The sequence below is a fragment of the Pyxidicoccus caerfyrddinensis genome (assembly GCF_010894405.1).
Classification (GTDB): Bacteria; Myxococcota; Myxococcia; order Myxococcales; family Myxococcaceae; genus Myxococcus; species Myxococcus caerfyrddinensis.
Genome location: NZ_JAAIYA010000029.1, coordinates 97,153 through 119,778 on the forward strand (window position 1 = coordinate 97,153; position 22,626 = coordinate 119,778).

Consider the following 22,626-nt stretch of genomic DNA (forward strand, 5'->3'; position numbering starts at 1 on the left):
TACGGCCGGCCGTGACCGCCGTGGGAAGCCAGTACCGGATATGCCGGATCCCGTGTGCCTTGTGCAGGCTTGGGTCGTCGTCTCGGTCTCTCCGGGAGGTCGTTTCCGATGCTGCGGACACTGGCCCTGGTTTCCTCGCTGCTCCCCGCGCTGTCTCCCGCCTTGGCTCAGATGGAGGCGCGCCCCATCACCGGTACACCGAAGGTCGTCAACGCAGGGCCGGGGGACCAGACGGACCCTCACGTCAGCGGCCCGCTGGTCGCCTATACGAACGAGGTCCGCGGCACGAGCGAGATTCGCTACCACGACCTGACGACGGAGCAGGACGCGGCCATCCCCAATAACGGCGCCTTCGACTTCGTGTCGGACGTGAGCGGCGGCACGGTGGTGTTCACCCGCGTCGGCTCCTCCAGCTCCATCTACACCTTCGACGTGGTGTCCCCGGGCTCCACGCCGGTGGAATTGGCGCCCCAGCAGGGCAGCAGCCGGCGCGCGGCGGTGATTGGCGGCCGCACGGTGGCGTGGCAGGACTTCGGCTTCACCGGCAACACGCTGCAGCCGGAGATTGCCGCGTTCAATCTGGACACGGGCGTGCTCACCCGGCTCACCCAGGACACGCTGCAGGACCGCACGCCGGCGGTGGCTCCCGACGGGAAGACGGTGGTCTGGGCCAAGTGCGACGCGCAGGGCCAGGCGTGCAACATCTGGGAGGCGCGGTGGAACGGTGACGACTTCACCACGCAGGCGCTCACCGGCGCCGAGGGTGAGGAGTCCCAGCCGGACACCAACGGCGAGGTGGTGGTCTACGCCAGCACGCGCATCGTGGATGGCGTGTCGGACCGGGACATCTACTGGAAGCCGGTGGGCGGCGGCACCGAGCAGCGCCTGGCGCTGCCGGGGCTGGACGCCAACCCGAGCATCAGCGGCTCGCTGGTGGCCTTCGAGCGCAAGGCGCCGGAGAAGAGCGACTTCGACATCGTGCTCTACGACTTGAAGTCGCAGACGCTCTACGTGCTGACGAGCGGGTCGGAGAACGAGAACCTCAACGACCTGAGCATGACCGAGGACGGCACGGTGCGCGTGGTGTGGACGTCGCCGGCCAACGGCGACTTCAACGTGCACGCCTTCACCTTCCAGCTTCCGACGGAGCGCCCGTGCCGGCGCTTCGAGGAGGTGGACCGGCTCCCCATCGACGTCTGCTACTCGCCGGAGGACTGGCCGCTGCTGACCACGCTGGAGCTGACGCGGACCACCGGCGCCCCCAACGGCGCCGAGCTCGAGTTCACCGGCAAGGGCGTGGGCGTGATCTGCGTGGACAACGGCTTCAGCGGCGCGCCGGCCACGTCCGGCTGGGTGTGGCTCAACGGCCACGTGAAGGTGTCGCCCGACCAGTTCCACAAGGACGTGTCCCTCATCGCCAAGGGCATGGTGATGGCCACGGATGGCCACAACACGCTGACCGCGCAGATCTCCGGAAACCCCGGAAGTTCGTTCCGCGTCCGCGTCCATGGAATGCCTCCGGTCTGCGAGGACGAGGACGAGGCCGCTGCGTCCGAGCTCCCCGCGCCCGACGCGCAGGTCATCCCCGGGCAGCACGTCTCGCCCGTGTCGCTCGAGCAGGAGGCGGTGTCATCCATGACCTTTACGCCCGACGGCACGGTGCGTGACGCGGGGCCGATTGCCGGTGGCTGCAGCACGGGTGGCGGCTCGCTGGCGGTGATGGGGCTGATGCTGACGGCGGTGTGGCTGGTGCGGCCCCGGCGCGAGTTCGTGGTGATGCAACGGAAGGAACTTCGGCGCGGAGGCCGCGCCCTGTAGACTTGGAGCCGCCTGAACCGGTTCCTCCACGTAGCACTGCTGCTGCTGTGCGCCCCGGCCTGGGCGGACACGCTCGAGCTCCTCGGGCCCTTGTCCGCCGTGGCGCCGGATGGATTCCCCGTGGCGGTGGTGCGCAGGGACGCGTCGGGCGCGCCGGTGCCGCTGGGCACACCGTCGGTGGTGGCGGAGGGCGCGGAGTTGCGCGACGGCCCCGAGCAGCCGCCGCTGCGCACCTTCGTGGTGGTGCCGCAGCCGGGCGCGCGCGAGGTGGTGGTGCGCGCCCGCGTGGACGGGCTGGAGGCGCAGGGGCGCTACAGGGTGGGCCCGCCGGCCACCGAGGTGCGGCTGGCGCTGGAGCCCGCCGCGCCGGTGAAGGGCCGGGACAAGGAAGCCGTGCTCACCGTGCGCATGCAGCGTCCGGACGGCACCGCGGATGACAGCGGCGCGCCGCCAGTGGTGCGCGCGAGCATCGGCCGCGTGGAGGGACTGGAGCGGACGGGGCCGGGCACCTACCGCGCTCGCTACGTGCTGCCGGACACGCGTTACCCGGAGGTGGCCATCCTGGTGGCGTTCTCCGCGTGGCCCCACCCGCAGTCCATCCAGGGTGCGTACGGCCGCGTGCTGGTGCCGCTCGCCGCGGCGGTGACGCTGCCGGGCACCACGGAGCCGGACGCCCAGATTTCCATCGACATCGCGGGCACGCCCTTCGGCCCGGTGGCGGCGGGGCCGGATGGTCGCTTCCGCCTGCCCATCATCGTCCCGCCGGGGCACCGCATCGGCCAGGGCCGCGTGGTGGACCGGGTGGGCAACGTGCGGCGGATGCCCATCGACCTGATGCTGCCGCCCACCGACGGGCTGGCGTGCGTGCTGCAACCGCAGCGGCTACCGGCGGACGGCGCGTCGAAGGCTCGGCTGGTGTGCGCCACGAGCGACCCGCTCGGCCAGCCGGTGGCGGACGCGCTGGTGACGGCCCAGGCGCGGCACGGAACCTTGAGCGGCCCGGTGCGCGCGGAAGGGGGCCTGCTGGAGTGGCGCTACACCGCGCCCCGCGCGCTGGCCGAGGACGAGCACATCACCGCCGCGTGGCCCCAGCGCGGCGCCGGCTCGCGCGAGCAACTGGCGCTGCAGCTGGTGCAGGGGCCGGTGGCGGAAGTGGGACTGTCCGTGTCCGAGGCGCTGGTGCACCACGGTGCGAGCGCGGACGTGCGGGTGACGGCGCGCGATGGCTTCGGCCGCCCCCGGCCTGGCGCGGTGGTGGAGCCGCGGGCTCCGGTGGGTAGTTTCTCGCCGCCGGTGGAGTCGCCGCCGGGCACCTTCACCAGCACGTGGACGCTGCCTCCTTCGGGCGACGCGGCGGAGGTGGCCGTGAGCGCACGCGCCTGGGGGCCCGCGGGGAGCGAGCCCGCGCGCATCTCCGTGTGGAGGGAAGGCGCCGCGCTATACGCGGGCGTATCGGACCTGGCGGGACTGCCCGTGCCGGCGCAGCCGCTGCGAGTGGACGGCCAGCCGGTGGTGACGGGCGCGGACGGCACGGTGCGCCTGGGGCCGCCGCGGGCCGGGACGCTGCAGGTGTCGCACGGGGTGTGGCCGGGCCTGGCGCGCACCGTCTACGTGCTCGGCGCGGAGGGACTGGTGTATCCGCTGGAGTCGCCGCTCGTGCCGTCCGCCGTGTCGCAGACCGTGCGGCTGGCGCCCGAGGTCCCCGTCAATGTGCGGCTGAAGGTGGAGGGCACCCGTGTGACGTACTGGGTGGAGGACTCGCGCGGGCAGGTGCTGGAGGGCCGTCAGGTGTACGTGGCGCTGTCTGGCGGTGAGCGCGTGGAGGAAGAGGTCCACGACGGGCGCACCTCCTTCACCGTGCGGGCCCCGGGCCCCGTCGGTGTCTCCGTGGCGGATGTGAGCACGGGCGTGACGGCGCTGGCCGAGGTGCGGCCATGAGGCTCGAGGCCATTGCTCACGTCCGCGCTGGTAGGCATCTGCGCAACGGTGCCGGCCGAGGTGCGGTCATGAGGCGCGGAGCGATGCTGCTCGTGGCCGCGCTGCTCCTGCCCTTCGTGTCGGCGGCGCAGGGCCTGTCGTCGGACACGGCGTCGCAGGCGTCCACCATCGCCGGCCGGGTGTGCTGGGACGTCAATGGCGACGGGCGCTGTAGCGCGGACGAGCCGGGCCTGCCGGACGTGCGGCTGGTGCTCACCACCGGCCGCGAGGTGCGCACGGACGCGCACGGGCGCTACCACGTCAACGGCGTGGACTCGCGCATGCCGGATGCGACGGGCGGGCTGCACCTGCGTCCGGGTCGCCAGCGGCTGAAGGTGGACCCGCGCACGCTGCCGGCCGCCAGCCGGGTGAGCCCGGAGGCCGCCACGGTGGAGGTGCCGTGGGGCGCCGCCGCCCTCCAGGACTTCACCGTGCGCAGCGTGGCCATGCAGGCGCCGCCGCTGGCGCTCTCCTACGCGGCCGCGCCGCCCGTGGCCGAGCTGGTGGCGGGCGAGGGCGCCGTCCGCTTCCGCGTGGCTGGCAAGGCGGCGCCGGGAGACCGCGTCACCGTGGCCGGCGTGGCGGCGGAGGTGGACGCGCAGGGCGCGTGGAGCGCGCTCGTCCCGCTCGTGGTGGGGGAGAACACGCTGGCGATTACCGCCACCGCTCCCGACGGCGCGGTGCGCCTCTTCCGTCAGCGCGTGGACGTGGTGCGCCGCGATGACGGTTGGCTGGTGGCGCCGCGTGCCGTGGAGCCGGCGGGCTCGCTCCAGCTTCCGGCCGGACGCGACGAGCAGGTGGCCAGCGGCACCACCCGGCTGCGCGTGGAGGCCCCGGAAGGCACGCGCGTGCGCACGCCGAAGGGCGAGAAGGTCGTGGGCCCGGACGGCAGCGTGGAGGTGTCCGTGACGCTGGAGCCGGGCCGCAACGCGGTGCCGCTCCACCTGGAGGTGCCGGGCGAGCCGCCGCGCGACGAGACGCTGGAGATTGCCGCCGCCGCGCGGCCCTTCGCGGTGGGCCTGCTGGACGTGGAGGCCACCTGGGCCCCCGCGGACGGCGACGTGCAGCTGCGCGGCCGCGGCTCCGCCCACGCCGAATGGCGGCTGGCCGACGTGGAGCTCGTGGGCGAGCTGGACCTGCGCGACACCGACGGCCGCACGCTCAACGGCGCCAGCCTGCCGGACTGGCTGCGCCCGCGCCTGCCCGAGCGCTTCGAGCGCGTGCCGGACATCGACCTCACGCCCGTCGAGTGGGGCGACGACTCGGTGGCGCTCACGCCCAATGCGCCCGAGGGACGCCTGCGGCTGGAGGCCCGGCACGAGGACTACGGCCGCGCCGGCCTGGGCTCGTACCGGGCCCTGCTGCAGGACGGCGAGGTGGGCCGCTACCACCGGCCGCTCTTCGGCCCGTACGCGGAGCTGAAGACGAAGTCGCTGGAGGACTCGACGGCGCGCGCGGGCGTGGACGTGTTTGGCGGGAGCCTCTCGGACCCGAGCCGCCTGCTGACGGCGGTGCCCGCGCACGAAGAGCTGCGCGCCACCGGCGGCAGCCTCTACTACCTGGGCGCGGTGTCGGTGTCGGAAGGCTCCGAGCTGGTGCGCGTGGAGGTGCGCGACGGCGTCACCGGCCTGCCGCTGGCGGAGCGCCACCTGGTGCGCGGGCGCGACTACGACATCGACTACTTCTCCGGCCGCATCCTCCTGTCGCGCCCGCTGTCCTTCATCGCGGGCGAGTCCTGGCTGCGCACGGACTCGCCCACCGAGTCCCCCGAGCCGGTGCTGGTGGTGGACTACGCGGCGCTGCGGTCGGCGGACGCGCACGACTCGGCGGGCGGCGAGCTGTGGGGCGAGTGGCTCGGTGCGCGCCTGGGGCTCGCGGCGGTGCGCGAGGGACGCGAGGGCAAGCCCTACACGCTCTACACCGGCCGGGCGCGGGCGACGCTCGGTGCGTACACGCTGACGGCGGAGGTGGCCTCCAGCCGGGGCACGGCGGTGGAGTCCGGCCGCTTCGGCGTGTCGGACGACGGCGGCCTCAGCTTCATCCGGCCCGCGGTGGGGCTCGGCACGGAGGGCGAGGCGCTGGGCCTGCGGGTGCGCGGGCCGGGGCCGCTGGGCGGTGGCGGCTCGGTGGACGCGGCCTTCCGCCTGCGCGCGAAGGGCTACTCGGACGGAGCGCACACGGAAGCGGCCCTGTTCCGGCAGACGTCGCTGCGCGTGCGCCAGCCCGTGAGCCGTCACCTGCAGCTGACGCTGCTGGCGGATGAGCGGCGCTCGGCCGACCCTCGCGAGCCCTTCGTGGACACGCCCTTCACCGCGCGATCGGTGGGCGCGGCCGTGGGCTGGGAGGAGGTGCTCTGGAGCGCGCGGCTGGAGGTGCGTGACTCGCGGCTGGGCGCGGCGGAGGTGGCGGGCGTGGGGCCGGCCCTCTTCGGAGGCCGCACCTCCGCGGGCGTCGCGGGCTCCATGCGCCTCTTCGGGCGCATGGAGCTGAGCGCGGCGCACCGGCAGATGCTCGCGCTGCACGGCGAGGGGCCGGGACGGGTGGATGACACCTTCACGTCGGCGGGCGTGGACGTGGACGTGGCGAAGGACACCCGCGTGGGCGTGCACGGCGGCTGGGGTCCGGAGCTGGGCCCGCGCGCGTGGGCCAACGTGGAGTCCCGGAGCGGGCAGGAGGTGTACTACGGCGGCTACTCGGTGGACGTGGACGGGCCGGACTTCGGCGCGGGCCGCACGCTGACGGGCGCGCGCACCGAGCTGCCCGACAGCGGCACCGCGCTCTTCGTCGAGGACGTGGGCGCGCATGACGCCACCTCCGTGCGGCTGGCGCGCGCGGTGGGACTCCAGCAGCAGGTGACGGGCGGCTTCAGCGTGGGCGCGCGGTACGAGCGCGGCGTGCGCAGCCTGCTCGACGTGGACACCGCGCTGAAGCGCGACGTGGCCGGCGTCTTCGGCCAGCTCGTGCTGGAGCGCCTGCGCGTGGAGGGCCGGGTGGAGCTGCGCCGCGAGGAGGGCACGCCGGAGCGCGGCTCCCGCACGCCGGTGGACCGCTTGCAGACGGTGGTGGCGCTGGCCACGCAGGCGGAGCTGCGTGAGGACGTGACGGCCTCGGGCCGCGTGGACTTCGCCCGCACCGAGGGTGCGGAGGCCTTGGAGGCGAGGTTCGTCGAGGGCTACGCGGCGGTGGCCTGGCGGCCCGGGCCGTGGCTGGTGGTGGCGCGCTACGGCCTCACCCGCGAGCTGCTGCCCGGCGCACGCGCCGCGTTTGGCGAGCGGGCGCTGCAGCTCTTCTCACTGCTGCCGGCCGTCAAGCTGGGAGACCGCCTCTCCGTGGCGGCGGGCCTGCACGCGGGCCGCTCCAGTCTCGAGGACTCCGTGCGCTGGGTGTGGACCGGCACGGTGCGCCCCGCGGTGCGGGTGGTGGGAGGACTGGAAGTAGGCGCGGAACTCGCACGCAGGACGGCATCCCCGGAAGGTGAGCGATTGACGGCGGTGAGGGCGGAGGTGGCATACCGGGTCGATGAGCGACTGCGATTGGCTGCCGGGTACACACTCCTGGGCTTCAGCGGCTTGGGGCTGACGGCCGAATCGACGGAGAATCAGGATCGGCTCTACCTGCGAGCCGAAGTGGCCTACTAGGAGCCAAGCCGTGCGCGCCGCCATCCTCTTCATCCTCTGTGTGGGCATGGCCACGGCGGCATCCGCCACGACGACTCGTCCCGAGGTCGATGTTCCGGGCGTCCCCAACTTCGTGGATGTCTGGCGGCTTGGCGTCTTCTCGGTGTCCACGACGAACAAGGTGGAACTCAAGGATCACGACGCTGTGATTGGGGAGCTTTTCGCCACGGAGGTGGCTGGCACCTTCCTGTCCCCCTCGGGCTGCTTCGCTGCCGTGAAGGAAGACGGCACGTTGGTCAGCACCGGCAACTGCCTGCGGCCCGGGAACATCATCCCTCCAGGCGACAGCCTTACGCCCCAGGTACAGAGGGTGCGCTTCACACCCTCCGGGACTGGCTATGCCATGGTGAAGCCCGACAACCTCACGGTCCAGTTGCTGACCACGCTCCCGGCGAACACGGGCGAGCCGGCCTGGAACAAGATGTCGCCCTACGAGCTCCCATTCCGCTCGACGAGCGTGATGGGGGTGACAGAGACGGCTGGAGGTGTCCCCCACGCCCTCTTCCACGTCATCTCGGGGACGACGGATTTCCTCTGGTATCAGGGGCGTGACCTGGTGGCCGAGGTCGACATCCCCGCCAACCTGGCGCAGGAGATGCCCACGACGGTGGACCTCATCGCCACGGAAGGGCCCGACCCCGTCGCCATCTACGGGAGCGACGCCGGTCTCTTCCGGGGACAGCTCAAGCCGCCGACAGGGCCCGGGCACATCGCCCCGTTCCTCCCCGTGACGATTCTCGATGGCGGGACACAGATGCGCATCGTCTCGGTGGACGTGAACACCGGCCAGGGAAGTGTGCATGGCGAGGGCTTCGGCCTGGCGGTGGGCATGGGCGACAACGGAGAGTTCGTGCTGTTGGGGGCCGTGCCGGCCGACAGCGCGGCCGATGCCGGCACGCTTTGGCGCGTCAATCCGAAGGTCGACACCTCGGGGCTGCCGCTACCGTTGGAGGTGGGCTGTGTGGACTCCATCTTCTGCGCGATGATCTTCGAGCTCCCGGGAGAGGGGCCGGGCAACCTCTTCCTCTACACCAACGAGCATTCGCCCCTCATCGACGCGGGGACGCAGTCGTTGGACATCTACGAGGCCGGCGGCACCGTGCCGCTGCGAATCACCGCGACGGATGATGACGGCGACGCGGTGCGTGTCTCGGTGGATTCCGCGGCGGCGGCGGGCCTGTTCGACGTGCGCGCCGGGTTGCAGCCGGACACGCTGGACCTGGAAGTCACGCCGCTAGGAGAAGTCTGCAAGACGGAGATGCGGGTGCTGAAGGTCTACGCCTCGGATGGCCTCGGGTCCCACGACACGTCCGTGGACCTGAGCGTCACGCTCAACAACGTGCAAGGCCCCGAGGCGCCCGGCGTGACACCCAGGGATGCCGGGGTCGTCGCGGGCGAAACGCGGAAGCTGGTCTTCACGGCGACGCCGCCCGGAAGTGGGCCGTGCGCCACGGTGGGCTACCGCTGGACGTCGTCGCCGGAGCTCGTTTCGTCCCCGGACGGTACGGCCACCTTCACGCCGCCGCCCTCCCTGTGCAACGCGCAGGGCGTCACCTACACGTACAGCGTGCAGGGCCTGGACGAGGGCGGAAAGGCGTCCGATCCCACCTCCTTCTCGGTGTACGTGGCGCCCTGGGGACCGCCGCTGGCGCCCTTCGGGCAGGGCGCGGTGCGGGCGCTGGTCTCGGGACCGGACTCGGGAACCGACGTGTCGCCCGAGACGCCCCTGCATCCGTGCGACGTCGGCACACCGGGACTGCCCGAAGTGCAGACGGTGTGGCAGCTGAGCGACTCCGACGCGGGAGTGCCCCCGGCCTTCACGGTGCGGGACGCGGACGGCGGCACCGTCTCGCTGGAGTCTCCGGTGGTGAGCCCACGGCTCCGGGTGGAGGCCGCCGCGTGCACGCGCTCGAGCCTGTCGTTCAGCGCCTTCAACCGCATCCAGACCGGTGCCGGTGGCGTGCAGGAGGGCCCCAAGGCCACGGTGCGCGTGGACGCGGTGCCGGCGGTGGAGGACGTCACCGCCGCCCAGCTCCAGCTGACGGCGGTGCCGACGGACGGGGGACAGGTGGAAATCCAGCTGGGCACGTCCGTGCAGTGCACGGACGAGTACGAGCTGAAGGCGCAGCTGTCCCTGCGCGAGCTGGACGGCGGGACGGTGTCCGACGCGGTGGTGGACGTCCCGGGAAGCTGGACGCCCGGGTTTCCCGCCGCATGCTCGGCCCGGGACTACATCGTCCACGGTGAGCTCTTCGACGAGAGCACCGGCACGCGTCGCAACGGAGGCACGGCCGAGACGCAGGTGTCCGTGCCGGCGCTTCCGACGGAGCTGGGCGCCCTGGAGGGCGAGGCGCTGGTGGCCCGCTGCAACGAGAGCGCGACGGCCACGCTGACACAGACGATTCCCGCCAACGCGTGCCAGGCGGTGGACCTCACCTGGAAGCAGGTGGGCGGACCCGCGCTCGCGGAGGCGGAGCTGGGCGGCGCGCAAGTCACGGTGGCCACGCGCGACACGGGCCTGGAGGGGCTGGTGGGCGAGTCCATCGTGCTGAGCGTCACCGCGGACGCGGGCGGCGGCAACAGCACGACGACGCAGCATGTGGTGCCCATCACCGCGGCGCCCTTCGTGGACCTGACGCACGAGACGGAGTCACCCATCGGCTCGGAGACGGGCCTGGTGGGCGTGGTGGTGCAGTTGCGCAACACCTCCGGGTGCCAGGTGGGAAGCCTGCGCCACGTCGAGCACGTGGACAGCCTGGACTGGGTGCCCGGCAGCGTGAAGGTGGACGGCCGGCCCGTGGCGGAGCAGGCGGTGGAAGGCGGCTTCGTGGTGGACGGCGTGACGCTACCGGCCGGCGGCACCAGCGCGCTCACCTACGTGGCGCGTCCCCGGCTGCTGACCTCGCCGCGCCTCGGTGGGGAGGTGTTCCTCAATGGCGTGCTGGTGTCGGGCACGGTTCCGGCGCCGCCGTCTTCCGGGTGCGGGTGCTCCAGCGGGGACGCGGGCTCGGCCCTGCTCGGGTTGCTGGCGCTGGCGCGGCTGCTGCGCCGCCGTCGTGACAGCGCGGCGGGCTAGAGGCCGAAGGTGATGCGGTGGCGGCGGCTCGGTGCCTCGGGCCGTTCTTCCAGCACGCTGAGCAGCTCCAGTCCGCGCAGCGTGGCCAGGGCCTGGCGCTCGGACAAATCCGTGAGGGCCAGCAGGTCCTCCACCGTCTTGCTGCCATCCGCGTATGCGAGCAGCAGCGCCTGCGGCCCCTGCAGCTTCAACTCGTGCAGGCCGTACGGCGGGTCCGCGGTGGGGAAGAGGCGGCGCGAGGGCGGCATGCGCTGGCGCAGGGCCACCAGCGTCTCCGTCTTCTCCACGCCCTCCAGCACCAGGTCGCCAGGGAAGACGGACAGCTTCACCAGGTCCGCGCGCTGGGGCCGCATGGCGCTGAAGCCGTACTGGCCCTCTGTCCACGTGAAGGTGGACCAGAGGATTTCCTTCACCTGCTCCTCCAGCAACTGCCGGCGCCGCGCGGCGTCCATGAGGCCCAGGCGCAGCATGGCCTCGCCGGTGCGCAGGCCGTGTTCCTTCGCGTACGCGGCCACCTCCGCCAGGCGGGACTCGGGCAGCACGCCCCGGCGGACGCAGAAGCGGCCGAAGCGCTCCTGCCCCAGGTTGGAGGCGGCGTAGACGATTCGGCCGGACTCGAAGTAGACGACCTTGAGGACGGAGCCCTGCTTGAGCTTCAGCTCTCCGTGGTGGCGCGCCTCGTAGTACGCGTTGAGCAGCCGCGCGACGGAGGTGTCCTTGAGCTCTCCCGCGAGCGTCCACTCGGGCAGTGCGCCGCGCGGGGCGGCGGACGGGGACGCGGCGGCGCTCCACACCTTCTCGCGCCGCTGGAAGGGCAGCGGGAGGGCGTGCTCCCCGTCATCGTGCACGGGCAGCGCCTCCGTGTCCGCCACGGAGTGCAGGGGCGAGGAGGCCTCGCCGGAACCGGAGTCGGCGTCGGGGACGACCTCCTCCAGGACGATGAGGTCCTCACCGTCGAGCAGTTCGTCGGGGGGCGCGGCCTCCGGCACGGGCGGCGGGGCGCGGGGGACGGGGGCGACGCCGCCGGCCTCCTCCAGCGCGTCCATGACGGCGTTCAGCTCGAAGGGCTTGGCGAAGAAGGCGCGCGCGCCGTGGACCTGGACGGCCTCCTGGGCGAAGCGGTCCCCCTTGTAGACGCCGCTGACGGCGATGGCGGGGATGCCGTGGGCGCGCAGGGCGCTCAGCACCTCGCTGCCGCGGATGTCGGGCAGGAGCAGGTCCACGAGGGCGACGTCCCATTTCGAGCCGGGGCCGAGCGCCTCCAGGGCGGCTTCGCCGGTGTACGCCGCCCGCGCCTCGTGACCGCGGCCCTGGGCCGCGGAGACGATGAGGGAGGCCAACTCGTGGTTGTCTTCGACGATGAGCAGTCGCGCCATGGACGCGCAGACCATAGCATCCGCGCCATGGACGTTCAGGGCTTCCATCATGTTGCAATCCAGGCGAAGGACCTCGAGCGGGTGACGGCCTTCTACCGGGACCTGCTCGGCTTCCCGGAGCTGACCCGGCACCTGCGGCCGGACGGCTCCCTGAGGAGCATCTGGGTGGGCGTGCCTGGAGGTGGCTTCCTGGCCATCGAGGCGGCGGGCTCGGACCCGGAGTCCCTCCCGTTCCGCCACGAGCGGCCGGGCCTGCTGCTGTTGGCCTTCCGGATTCCGAAGGCGGCCCGGGCCGGGGTGGTGGAGACCTTTGCCCGGGCGGGGGTGCCGCTGGAGCACGAGACGCGCTGGTCCGTGTACGTGAGGGACCCGGAGGGCAACCGGGTGGCGCTCAGCCACCACCCGGAGGACTAGCGCCGCCCGCACCCGGCGGCGGGCGTGCTTGCGGAGCGGGACGGGGCACGGCTACAAGCTTCAGGCCATGCGCCTGGGTGAACTGCTCGTGAAGGAAGGCCTCGTCACGCCCGAGGGAATCGAGGAGGCGCTCGAGGCGCAGGTGGTGCACGGCGGGCGGCTCGGGACGAACCTGGTGGAGCTGGGCCTGCTGTCCGAGCAGGACCTGGCGAAGTCGCTCGGTCAGCTGCACAACACTGCCTTCGCCTCCGGGGAGCTGGTACCGGACCCGAAGGCGCTGGCGATGGTGTCGGCGAACCACGCGGACGACAAGGAGTACCTGCCGATGCGGGTGGATGCGACGCGGCTGAGCGTCGCCGTGCTCAACCCGCACGACTTCGAGACGCTCGACAAGATTGCCTTCAAGACGGGCAAGCGCGTGGTGCCGGTGGTCATCCCCGAGTTTCGGATGAACCAGATGCTGCGGCGCTACTGCAAGGCGTTCCGCTCGCTGCGCGCCATCGACGTGAATGCCATCCGCGCGAGGCCCGCGCCGGGCGCGCAGGCGGAGCTGGCGAAGGCGGCCGAGAAGGCGCCCGACTTGATGAGCGAGGAGGAGTTCCAGTCCGTCTACGCGCAGGCGCTGCGCGGTGGGGCGGACTACGAGGGCGACATGGGTGCGGCGGAGGAGGTCATCACCGGCGTGGAGGTGATGGAGCCCTTGTCCGTGCCGGAGATGCCCGTGGCGCCCCAGGCTCCGCAGGTTCCGGTGACGCAGCGGCCCGCGCCTCAGGTGCCGGCGCAGCCTCAGGTGCCGGTGGTGCCCGCGCAGCCGTTCCCGATGACGCCGCCTCCGGTGACGGTGGCGCCGCAGCGCCCGGCCGCGCCCATGGCGGCTGCGACTCCGCCCGCGGTGCAGCGGCCTCCGGAGCCGCCGCCGACGCCGCTCACCTTCGCCGAGGCGCAGGCGGAGCTGGCGCGCAGCTCGGACCGCGAGGACGTGGCGCGCACGGTGCTGCGCTTCGCGCTGGGCAAGTGGAAGCGGAACCTGCTGCTGTCGGTGCAGGGCAGCCTGGTGACGGGCTGGCACGGCATGGGAGCCGGCGTGCGCGAGGCGGCGGTGCACCGCATCGGCGTGGCGCTGAGGGAGCAGAGCACCTTCCGGCTCGTGAGGGACACGCGCTCGCACTACATCGGCCCGGTGAAGCGGGACGCGGCGATGGGCGTGTTCTACAAGCTGCTGGGCGGCGGCTTCCCGACGACGGCGGTCATCCTCCCGCTACTGGTGCGCGGCAAGGTGGTGCACCTCTTGTACGTGGACAACGGGCCGGACCAGCTCACCCCGCCGGACGTGGGCGAGCTGCTCATCCTCTCGCAGAGCGTGGGTCGCTCGTACGAGGCGATGATGCGGCGCCGCAAGAGCGCGTAGCTCTCTCGGGCCATGGGCTTGCGCCAGCGAAGTCGCACCAGGAGCCTCCATGGACGAGAAGAACAGCCGTGAGACTCCGCGCGAGGAAGCGCAGCTCCGCGCGCTGCTCGCCGCGATGGAGGCCGCCAACCGGGGAGACTTCTCGCAGCGCCTCCCGCTGACCGGCGTGAATCCGCTGCTGGACCGGCTGGCGGAGGCCTTCAACACCGGCGTCGCGCTTCAAGCCGAGCGCGCCACCCGGCTGTCCGCCTTCGTCGCGGACGTCACGCGGGTTGCCCGGGAGGTGGGCGTCGAAGGTCGCCTCGGAGGACAGGTGGAGCTGACGAACCTGTCCGACGGCTGGAGGGAGCTTGCCGAGAGCGTGAATGTCCTCGCCGGAAGTCTCACCTTGCAGGTGCGCTGCCTCGCGAAGGTGAGCACCGCGGTGGCGCGAGGCGACCTGTCGGAGAAGGTCACCGTGGAGGTTCGCGGCGAGAGCCTCACGCTCAAGAACACCATCAACACGATGGTGGACCAGCTCCAGGCATTCGCGGACGAAGTCACGCGCGTCGCCAAGGAGGTGGGCCCGGAAGGCAAGGTCGCGGAGCTGCCCGCGGTGCCGGGCGTGTCCGGCGTGTGGAAGGACCTGACCGACAACGTGAGCTTCACGGAGCAGCTCGCGCTCGCGTCCCGGTACAAGAGCGAGTTCCTCGCGAACATGAGCCACGAGCTGCGCACGCCGCTCAACAGCCTACTCATCCTCGCGAAGGTGCTCTCCGAGAACAAGGAACGCCACCTGAGCTCGAAGGAGGTGGAGTACGCGAAGACCATCCACGCCTCGGGCTCGGACCTGCTGGAGCTCATCAACGACATCCTCGACCTGTCGAAGGTGGAGGCCGGCAAGCTGCGCGTGGAGCCGTGCGACGTCCCGCTCTTGGAGTTGAAGTCCTTCGTCGAGCGGAGCTTCACGCACGTGGCCGAGCACAAGGGGCTGGGCTTCCGCGTCAACCTGACGGAGGGGCTGCCCTACGGCCTGCGCACGGACCCGCAGCGCTTGCAGCAGGTGCTCAAGAACCTGCTCTCCAATGCCTTCAAGTTCACCGATACCGGCCGCGTGGAGCTGCATGTCAGGCAGGTGGAGGACAAGCGCCGGAGCTTCGACAGCGAGCTGCTCAACCGCGCCGACCGGGTGCTGGCGTTCAGCGTGGTGGACAGCGGCATCGGCATTCCGAAGGACAAGCAGCACCTCATCTTCGAGGCGTTCCAGCAGGCGGACGGAGGCACGAGTCGCAAGTACGGAGGCACCGGCCTGGGTCTGTCCATCAGCCGCGAGCTGGCGAGGCTGCTCGGTGGTGAGCTCCACGTGGAGAGCGAGCCGGGGAAGGGGAGCACCTTCACGTTGTTCCTGCCCAGGATCTACGTCGGCCCGGACGAGGCACAGAACGAGGCCGCTCCAGTCGAAGCGCGCACGGAGCCGGTTGCTCGCCCGCCGCCGTCAGTCGCGCCTGCGCCGGAGCTCGTGGGGCGCAAGGTGCTCGTCGTGGACGACGACATCCGCAACATCTTCGCCCTGACCAGCATCCTCGAAGGACGCGGGCTGCAAGTGCTGCACGCGGAGAACGGCAGGGAAGGCATCAACGTCCTGCACGCCCACCCGGATGTGAATGCCGTCCTCATGGACGTGATGATGCCGGAGTTGGATGGCTACGAGACGATGCGCGCCATCCGCGAGGACCCGCGCTTCGCCGACCTGCGCATCATCGCCATCACCGCGAGGGCGCTGAAGGACGAGCGCGAGAAGTGCCTCGCCGCCGGGGCGAGCGACTACCTCACGAAGCCCGTGGACACCGAGCAACTCCTCGCCCTGCTGAAGAGCTGACCCCGCGCCGCCTGTCACGGCGCGGGGCCAGATGGAAGCGCACTACTCCTCGGGGGGCGCCTCGAAGTCCACGTCGAAGGCAACGCGCTGACCGGGCTCCACCTTGAACGTCCGCTGCCAGCGCGAGTTGTTCACCACGACGAGGAGCTGGTGCGTGCCCTCGTAGAGGTCCAGCTCCTCGACGGGAGCAGCGCCCACGAGGCGGCCGTCGACGGTGACGATGGCCCCCTTCGGCGCGCGCACGGTGGCGAAGCCCTTGTTCAGGAAGAACTGCTGCCCGCTGCGGCCACCCGCCGGCACGGTGATGATGCGCGTCACCTGGATGCCGAGCACCGGGTTGCTGAGCGTCAGCACGTGCCGGCCCGCGGGCACGGACGCGGAGAGCGGCGTGCGTCCCAGGTACTGGCCAGGGATGGACGCTTCCACGCGCGGCTCGACGGTGAGGTCCAGCATCCCCATCGGGATGCCCGCGTCCACGACGCCCGCCTTGGCCACCGCTCCCGCGTCAGCGACGGCGTCCATCGGCGTCACGGATGCGGCACCTGCGTCGACCTCCGCCTCGATGTTGGAGGGCAGCCGCTTGAGCACGACTGCCGCCGCGCCGAGCGTCAGCACCAGTCCGACGGCCACCAGGCCCACCCAGGCCCGGGACGGCTTTGCCGAAGCAGCAGCGACCGCGGCGGGAACGGGAGGCGCGGACGGGCCGCCCACCGGCAGTCCGCCAGCAGCAAGCGTCGCGCCCGAGGGGGCCGGAGCCACCGTTGCATTCGAGCCCGTCGAGCCGGACGAGGACGCTGCACTCCCCGAGACCTGCGCATGCGACCCACTGGCCGGGCCCTGTGCGGAGGCACTCGCGGACGGCGCAGCCTCTGCGCTCCCCGACAGCTGTGCATGAGAGCCGCTGGCGGGGCCCTGTGCGGACGTCGCGGCAGGGGCCACCTGCGCATGAGAACCACTGGCCGGGCCCTGCGCGGGAACCTGCGCATGTGAGCCACTGGCCGGGCCCTGCGCGGACGTCGCGGCAGGAGCCACCTGCGCCTGCGAGCCCGTCGACGGACCCGATGCCGCGGCCTCCGTGGAAGCACCCGCCTCGGAGCCCGCGCTCAGATTCACCGGTCCCGAAACCGAGAGCTGCCCCGGCAGCGCCGGCCACTTCGCGGGCAGCACTCCGGGAGCCAGCGTCCCGCGAGCAAGGAACTCCGCCACCGCCGGAGGCGACACACCGGCCTTCTGCATCACGTCCGCGATGCCGGCCTCAATCACCCTGCGCCGGGCCGCCCGTGCCTCGTGCTCGGGCGGGAAGTACTTCGACATGAACTCCGCGAACTGCGCATGCGTGGGCAGCGTGCCCACCGCCTCCACCAGCGCCTCGCGGAATGCGAGCGCCGACGGATACCGGTCATACGCACGCTTCGTCGTGGCCTTCCGCACCACCGCATCAATCTTCAGCGGTACGTCCTGTGGCAGCGGCGGCAGCGAGCGGTTCAGCACCGCCTTGTCCGGGTCCGCCGTTTCCTTGAACGGCATCTTCCCCGACAGGCTCTCGTGCAGCACGAGCCCCAGCAGGAACACGTCCGACTGCACGTTGACGGCCTCGCGGCCACCGAGCAATTGCTCCGGAGCGCTGTACTTGCGCCGGTTCTTCACGCGCTTGCCGTCGCGCTCGCGCGGGGCCACGCCGAGCGCGCCGTAGCCCGTCACCTTCGTCACGCCGCCGAAGGAGATCATCAGCGTCTCCGGGCGGATGTCGCCGTGCACCAGCGGCGTGCCGTCGTCATTGCCGGCGACGTGCGCGTAGTGCAGGCCCATGGCTGCGTCCGCGACGACGAGCGCGGCGAACTGCGGCGGCAGGCGGGGGTGGGCCTCCAACAGGCGGCGCAGGGGCTCGCCGTCGGCGAACTCCGTGACGCGCGCCACGCCACCGTCCTGCACGGCCAGGCCATGGACGCGGAGGATGTTGGGGTGCTCGAAGACGAGCGCGCGCGAAGTCTCACGCGTCAGCCTCGCCGTCATCTCCGGGTTCTGGGCAATCTCCTGCGGCGCCCAGATGAGCACCACGGAGCGGGGGGGCGCACCGTCCTCCAGGGCAAGCCCGAGGAAGGCACGCGAGCCTTCCCCGGCCAGCAGGGGACCGAGGGACTGGTAACGGACGGAACTCATACGCCCCATGGTAGTTCGAGACGCGCTGGTCCAGAAATCCCGGACGACCCACCCCGCGTCCGAAACGCCTTAGAGGCTCTGTCCCTGCTGCTCGAAGGGCAGCGTGATGTGGTACCCGTACCGGCCCCGCCGCACGAGCAGCAACACGCTCCGTCCGCGTCGCGCGGCCAGCAGCGCCTCGCGGAACGCATCCGCCGTGGGCACCGGCTGGTTGTTCACCCGCAGGATGATGTCTCCCGGTTCCAGCCCCACCTGGGCCGCCGACGAGTCCTGCCGCACGCCGGACACCGCCAGCACGCCCTTCACCTCCTTCACTCGCAGTCCCAGCCGCTCCCACGCCAGCCCCTCGACCATGCGAGCGGGGAACTCCAGCGGCGTCACCTGGAGGGTGCGCGTGCCGCCGTCCCGGAAGAGGACCATGGGGAAGGGCGAGCGGGCAGGGTAGCCACGCACGCGGGTGTCGAAGTCCTCGGCGTCCTGGATGCGCGAACCGCCAAGCTCCGCCACCACGTCCCCACGCTTCACGCCGGCCTGGGCCGCGGGGCTGCCGGGCTCCACGGCCGTCACCAGCGCCCCGTAGGCGCGGTCCCACCCGAGCTGCCGGGCCACGCGCGGAGGCAGGTCCACCGCGTCGATGCCCACCCACGCCGGGCGCACCTTCCCGAAGCGCGTCAGCTCATCGACGATGCGCCGCACCTTGTCCGCGGGAATCGCGAAGCCGATGCCCTGCGCGCCACCGCCGAAGATGGCGGTGTTGATGCCGATGATTTCCCCGTCCACGTTGAGCAGCGGGCCGCCCGAGTTGCCGGGGTTGATGGCCGCGTCCGTCTGGATGAAGTCGTTGTAGACGCGGTCGTCCGCGCGGAACGTGCGCCCCACCGCGGACACCACGCCCGCCGTCACCGTCTTGCTCAGGCCGAAGGGGCTGCCGATGGCCACCACCGTCTCGCCAATCATCAGGTCCGAGCTGGTGCCCAGCTTCGCGGTGGGCAGCGGCTCGCGCGCGTTCACCTTCAGCACGGCCAGGTCATTGGCCGCGTCGCTGCCGATGACTTCCGCGTCGAACGAGCGCCCATCCGCCAGCACCACGTGGATGGCCGAGGCGCCGCGGATGACGTGGTCATTGGTGACGATGGTTCCGGACGCGTCGATGATGGCGCCGCTGCCCAGGCCCTCGATTTTCTGCCGCTCCTGCTCGCCGCCGCCCATGCCGCCGAAGAACTCCTCCAGCGGGGAGCGCCGGCCGCGGAAGCGCGACTCCACCTCCTGCTCGGTGCCGATGTAGACGACGGCCGGGGAGACCTTCTGCACCACCTCGACGATGGCGTCCCGGCGCCGGGCCAGGTCCGCGCTCGCGCTTCCCGAGGCCAGCAGGGCCACCCACAGCAGGCTCCACCTCATGACTCCAGGCTTCATTCCAACCCTCCATGCGCCACCAGGGAGTGTCCGGGGAAGGACAGCCCGACTGTCCGGAAGGCCGCAGCCCATCCCACGGTCTCTGGTGGCGGTGCTCGGCTCTTCATAAACCAGTCCGCCCATCCGTGAACGATTGCATCTCCAGGATGCACGCGCTGGCCCCGGTACCGCTGCACCGCCGGGGGAGGCCGTTATCCTGGCAGCACGCTGTCGAGTCGAGGCGCGCTGTAGCCGAGGGAGTGGAAGAGCATGAGTCTCGTCCTGGTCGCGGACGATGAGCCGGCGGTGTTGGAGGTCCTCAGCCAGGTGGTGGAGGACCTGGGCCACGACGTGCTGAGGGCCCGGGACGGCGAGGAGGCGCTCGGACTCGCGAGAGCCCGTCGGCCTCAGCTCGTGGTGACGGACCACATGATGCCGCGCCTGAGCGGCGTGGAGCTGTGCCGGCGCCTGAGGCAGGAGGCGCTGCTCAAGGACGTGCCCATCATCCTCCTGAGCGCGGTGTTGCCGCAGGGCGCGCCGGAGGCCTCGGCCTTCCTCCACAAGCCCTTCGAAATCACCGACTTCGAGTCGGTCATCCGCCAGTCGCTCGCCGCCGCGCCGCGCCCGGAGCCCGTGGACGTGGGCTCTCCGGTGGAGGTGCTGGGGCAGTGGGTGGCGCAGACGCTCCAGGGGCCCCTGGATGCGGCGCGCGCGCAGCTCAAGCAACTGGAGTCGGTGCCCACGGCGGACCGCGCGACGCTGGCATCCCTGGACGCGCAGCTCCAGGCCATGGAGGCGCTGGGCCGCAACCTGAAGGACGTGGCGCGGCTGGCGGCGGGCGGCGTGGCGCTCCAGCCGGTGGAGGCGGACCTGGCGCAGCACCTGCTTGGCGCCGTGACGGCCTGGAGGGCTCACGCGCCGGTGACGCTGGTGGCGTCGACGGAGCCGGTGTCCGTGCGGTTCGACCCGGAGCGCATCCGCCAGGTGTTCGACGTGCTGCTGGCGAACGCGGTGAAGCAGGACGGCGGCAGGGGCGAGGTGACGGTGGAGCTGCAGGCCTCGCGCTCGCTGGTGACGGTGCAGGTGAAGGACCGGGGGCCCGGCTTCCCGGAGGAGGAGGTGCCCCGGCTCTTCGCGCCCTTCCAGACGGGGTCCGCGGGCGCTGCGGGCCTGGGGTTCTACGTGGCCTCGGAGCTGGCGCGGCTGCACGGCGGCGCGCTGTCCGCCGTGTCCCGCCCCGGGCAGGGCTCCACGTTCAGCCTGCTGCTGCCTCGGGGCGGGTGACGCGGGCCCTCAGGCCTTCTGCGACTTCAGCATCCAGCCAATCATCTTGTAGAGCAGACGGGCGCCGACGTTGCCGTCCCACTCGCCGCCCTCCGGATCCGGAGACACCTCGGTCAGGTCGAAGCCGACGATGGTGCGACCGGAGCGGACGACGCCGGAGATGAGCGCCACGGCCTCGGGGAAGGACAGGCCGCCCGGCACCGGGGTGCCCGTGTGCGGGCAGAGCGTGGGGTCCAGCCCGTCGATGTCGAAGGACAGGTAGACCTGCTGCGGGAGCAGGGCGACGATTTCATCCACCTGCCGGTTCCAGGGGATGCCGTCGAAGCGCTTGTTCTGGAGGGCGGCGTCGAAGAAGCCGTGCACGCGGCCCTTGGAGTCCTCGATGTAGCGGTGCTCTTCCTGGCTCATGTCGCGCAGGCCCACCTGGACGAGCGTCTTCACGCCGGGGATGCGCTCGGCGACGTTGTACATGATGGACGCGTGGGACCAGGTGAAGCCCTCGTAGGCCACGCGCAGGTCGGCGTGCGCGTCGAGGTGGAGCACGCCCAGGCCGGGGTACTTCTCCGCGTGGGCGCGGATGATGCCGAAGGAGATGGAGTGGTCCCCGCCCACGGCGCCCACGCGCTTGCCGTGGTCCAGCCAGTGCTTCGCGGTGCGGTAGACGTACTCGTTCATCTGGTCGCAGAGCGCGTTGACGTCGTTGGCGGCCTGGATGAGCTCGGCCTTGCCGGAGTGGATGCCGCCGGCCTCGATGACGACCTGGGCGCGGTCCTTGGCGCGGGAGTTCCAGTCGCGCAGCTCCGGGGACTCGTCGAGCATGGCGATGCCGCGCTCGTAGGGGCGGCCCGTCTCCACGTCGAAGAGGTCCACCTGGCGGCTGGCGTCGAGCACGGCGGCGGGGCCCTCGGAGGTGCCGCCGCCGTAGCTGGTGGTGGCCTCGAACGGCACGGGGATGAGGACGACGTGGGCCTCGTCGGGCGAGTGCGGGAGGCCGAAGACGCCGGAGTCTGGCTGGGCGGCGGCGCTGGGGTCGAAGTGGGTAGCCATGGCCGCGCAGGATAGAGGCACGGGCCGGGGGCGCAATGGTCTTCCTCGCCGTGTGCCCGCCGGGATTACCTCCGCGGCGAGCCGAAGTAGCGTCACTCCCACCGCACCACGAGCTTGCCCACGGAGTCGTTGCGCTCCATGCGCTCCAGCCCCTGGCGCAGCTCCGCCATGGGCAGCACCGCGTCCACCACCGGCTTCAGCGCGCCGGAGCGGAACAGGGGCAGCAGGTGCCGCTCCGCGCTCTGCGTCAGCGCCATCTTCTCCTCCAACGGCCGGCTGCGCAGCACGGTGCCGGTGACGCGCAGCCGCTTCATCAAGAACATCCCCAGGTTCACCTCGGTGCTCATTCCCGCCACCAGGCCGACGAGCATCATCCGCCCTCGCGGCGCCAGCGCGTTCATCGACTCGGACAGGTAGTCACCGCCCACCAGGTCCAGGCACAGGTCCGCGCCCCGTCCGCCCGTCTCCGCGCGCACCGCGTCCGCGAAGCTCGGCGGTGAGGACTGACACAGCACCGTGCGCGCCACGCCCCACTCAGAGGCCCGCGCCAGCTTGGCCGCGCTGCGCCCCGTGCCCACCACGCGCGCACCCGAGGCCCGGCACAAGAGCGCCGCCGCCGAGCCCACGCCGCTGGCCACCGCATGAATCAGCACCGTCTCCCCGGGCTTCAATTCACCCTGGAGCACCAGCGCGTCGTACGCCGTCAGGTACGCCTCCGGCAGCGCCGCCGCGTCCGCGAAGTCCATGCCCTCCGGCATGGGCAGCGCCTCGCGCTCGTGCGTGATGAGCGACTCCGCCCACGCGCCGCCGCCCACCAGCCCCATCACCCTGTCACCGACCTTGAAGCGCCGCGTGCGCGGGCCCACGGCCGTCACCTCGCCCGAGTACTCCAGGCCCGGCACGTCGGGCGGCACGTCCGGCGGGGCGGCGTAGAGGCCGCGAATCTGCAGCAGGTCCGCCCGATTCAGCGCGGAGGCCCGCACGCGCACGCGCAGCTCGCCGGGGCCAGGCACGGGCTCGGGGCGCTCCTCGAGGGTAAGCACTTCGGGACCACCGGGCTCGGTGATGCGCTGGACCTTCATGGCGGGGACCTCCTCCGGAGCTGGAGGCCGGGCACGAAACATCCTGGCCCGCGC

13 protein-coding genes are annotated in these 22,626 nt (G+C 72.0%); 8 read left to right on the top strand and 5 right to left on the bottom strand.

Features of this window, described 5'->3' with window-relative positions:
- The first annotated feature begins 108 nt into the window (after positions 1-108).
- The 4 genes from G4D86_RS43715 (at position 109) to G4D86_RS43730 (ending at position 10,548) form a co-directional block, all read left to right on the top strand.
- Positions 109-1,818, top strand: a complete 1,710-nt coding sequence (locus G4D86_RS43715) for a TolB family protein (RefSeq protein ID WP_205520332.1) — start codon at positions 109-111, stop codon at positions 1,816-1,818.
- A 36-nt stretch (positions 1,819-1,854) separates the two neighbouring features.
- Complete coding sequence (locus G4D86_RS43720; RefSeq protein ID WP_164000947.1) at positions 1,855-3,756, top strand: hypothetical protein; 1,902 nt, start codon at positions 1,855-1,857, stop codon at positions 3,754-3,756.
- A gap of 68 nt (positions 3,757-3,824) precedes the next feature.
- Positions 3,825-7,433, top strand: a complete 3,609-nt coding sequence (locus G4D86_RS43725) for a flagellar motor protein (RefSeq protein ID WP_164000830.1) — start codon at positions 3,825-3,827, stop codon at positions 7,431-7,433.
- Positions 7,434-7,443: 10 nt separating this feature from the next.
- Complete coding sequence (locus G4D86_RS43730) at positions 7,444-10,548, top strand: MYXO-CTERM sorting domain-containing protein (protein WP_164000832.1); 3,105 nt, start codon at positions 7,444-7,446, stop codon at positions 10,546-10,548.
- On the opposite strand, the gene G4D86_RS43735 is transcribed toward G4D86_RS43730, so the two are convergent.
- Positions 10,545-11,939 carry a response regulator gene (locus tag G4D86_RS43735; RefSeq protein WP_164000949.1) on the bottom strand — a complete coding sequence of 465 codons (1,395 nt, stop codon included), beginning with the start codon at positions 11,937-11,939 and terminating at the stop codon, positions 10,545-10,547. The genes G4D86_RS43730 and G4D86_RS43735 overlap by 4 nt on opposite strands.
- Positions 11,940-11,951: 12 nt before the next feature.
- Between G4D86_RS43735 and G4D86_RS43740 the strand changes: the two genes are divergently transcribed.
- The 3 genes from G4D86_RS43740 (at position 11,952) to G4D86_RS43750 (ending at position 15,604) form a co-directional block, all read left to right on the top strand.
- The gene (locus G4D86_RS43740; protein WP_164000834.1) at positions 11,952-12,338 is read left to right on the top strand and encodes a VOC family protein; all 387 of its coding nucleotides are present in this window, start codon (positions 11,952-11,954) and stop codon (positions 12,336-12,338) included.
- Between the two features lie 67 nt (positions 12,339-12,405).
- Positions 12,406-13,746, top strand: coding sequence for a cyclic di-GMP-binding domain-containing protein, MshE-related (locus G4D86_RS43745; protein WP_164000836.1), 1,341 nt, complete (start codon positions 12,406-12,408; stop codon positions 13,744-13,746).
- A gap of 49 nt (positions 13,747-13,795) precedes the next feature.
- Positions 13,796-15,604, top strand: a complete 1,809-nt coding sequence (locus G4D86_RS43750) for an ATP-binding protein (protein ID WP_164000838.1) — start codon at positions 13,796-13,798, stop codon at positions 15,602-15,604.
- A gap of 42 nt (positions 15,605-15,646) precedes the next feature.
- Here the strand turns inward: G4D86_RS43750 and G4D86_RS43755 are convergent, their stop codons facing one another.
- Positions 15,647-17,764, bottom strand: coding sequence for a serine/threonine-protein kinase (locus tag G4D86_RS43755; RefSeq protein WP_164000840.1), 2,118 nt, complete (start codon positions 17,762-17,764; stop codon positions 15,647-15,649).
- A 69-nt stretch (positions 17,765-17,833) separates the two neighbouring features.
- Positions 17,834-19,180 (bottom strand): trypsin-like peptidase domain-containing protein, encoded by a 1,347-nt coding sequence (locus G4D86_RS43760; RefSeq protein ID WP_164000842.1) that lies wholly within the window; start codon positions 19,178-19,180, stop codon positions 17,834-17,836.
- Between the two features lie 249 nt (positions 19,181-19,429).
- Here G4D86_RS43760 and G4D86_RS43765 point away from each other — a divergent pair, with 249 nt between their 5' ends.
- Complete coding sequence (locus G4D86_RS43765) at positions 19,430-20,443, top strand: ATP-binding response regulator (RefSeq protein ID WP_164000844.1); 1,014 nt, start codon at positions 19,430-19,432, stop codon at positions 20,441-20,443.
- A 9-nt stretch (positions 20,444-20,452) separates the two neighbouring features.
- Here G4D86_RS43765 and G4D86_RS43770 read toward each other — a convergent pair whose 3' ends face one another.
- Both G4D86_RS43770 and G4D86_RS43775 read right to left on the bottom strand, forming a co-directional pair.
- Positions 20,453-21,490, bottom strand: coding sequence for an agmatinase family protein (locus G4D86_RS43770; protein WP_164000846.1), 1,038 nt, complete (start codon positions 21,488-21,490; stop codon positions 20,453-20,455).
- Positions 21,491-21,582: 92 nt separating this feature from the next.
- The gene (locus G4D86_RS43775; protein WP_164000848.1) at positions 21,583-22,572 is read right to left on the bottom strand and encodes an NAD(P)H-quinone oxidoreductase; all 990 of its coding nucleotides are present in this window, start codon (positions 22,570-22,572) and stop codon (positions 21,583-21,585) included.
- Positions 22,573-22,626 lie beyond the last annotated feature (54 nt).

Excerpts from the sequence above, each read along its gene's own strand:
- G4D86_RS43715 (WP_205520332.1), top strand. The coding sequence starts at position 109 with ATGCTGCGGACACTGGCCCTGGTTTCCTCGCTGCTCCCCGCGCTGTCT.
- G4D86_RS43725 (WP_164000830.1), top strand. The coding sequence starts at position 3,825 with ATGAGGCGCGGAGCGATGCTGCTCGTGGCCGCGCTGCTCCTGCCCTTC.
- G4D86_RS43735 (WP_164000949.1), bottom strand. The coding sequence starts at position 11,939 with ATGGTCTGCGCGTCCATGGCGCGACTGCTCATCGTCGAAGACAACCAC.
- G4D86_RS43740 (WP_164000834.1), top strand. The coding sequence starts at position 11,952 with ATGGACGTTCAGGGCTTCCATCATGTTGCAATCCAGGCGAAGGACCTC.
- G4D86_RS43745 (WP_164000836.1), top strand. The coding sequence starts at position 12,406 with ATGCGCCTGGGTGAACTGCTCGTGAAGGAAGGCCTCGTCACGCCCGAG.
- G4D86_RS43750 (WP_164000838.1), top strand. The coding sequence starts at position 13,796 with ATGGACGAGAAGAACAGCCGTGAGACTCCGCGCGAGGAAGCGCAGCTC.
- G4D86_RS43755 (WP_164000840.1), bottom strand. The coding sequence starts at position 17,764 with ATGAGTTCCGTCCGTTACCAGTCCCTCGGTCCCCTGCTGGCCGGGGAA.
- G4D86_RS43760 (WP_164000842.1), bottom strand. The coding sequence starts at position 19,180 with ATGAAGCCTGGAGTCATGAGGTGGAGCCTGCTGTGGGTGGCCCTGCTG.
- G4D86_RS43765 (WP_164000844.1), top strand. The coding sequence starts at position 19,430 with ATGAGTCTCGTCCTGGTCGCGGACGATGAGCCGGCGGTGTTGGAGGTC.
- G4D86_RS43770 (WP_164000846.1), bottom strand. The coding sequence starts at position 21,490 with ATGGCTACCCACTTCGACCCCAGCGCCGCCGCCCAGCCAGACTCCGGC.
- G4D86_RS43775 (WP_164000848.1), bottom strand. The coding sequence starts at position 22,572 with ATGAAGGTCCAGCGCATCACCGAGCCCGGTGGTCCCGAAGTGCTTACC.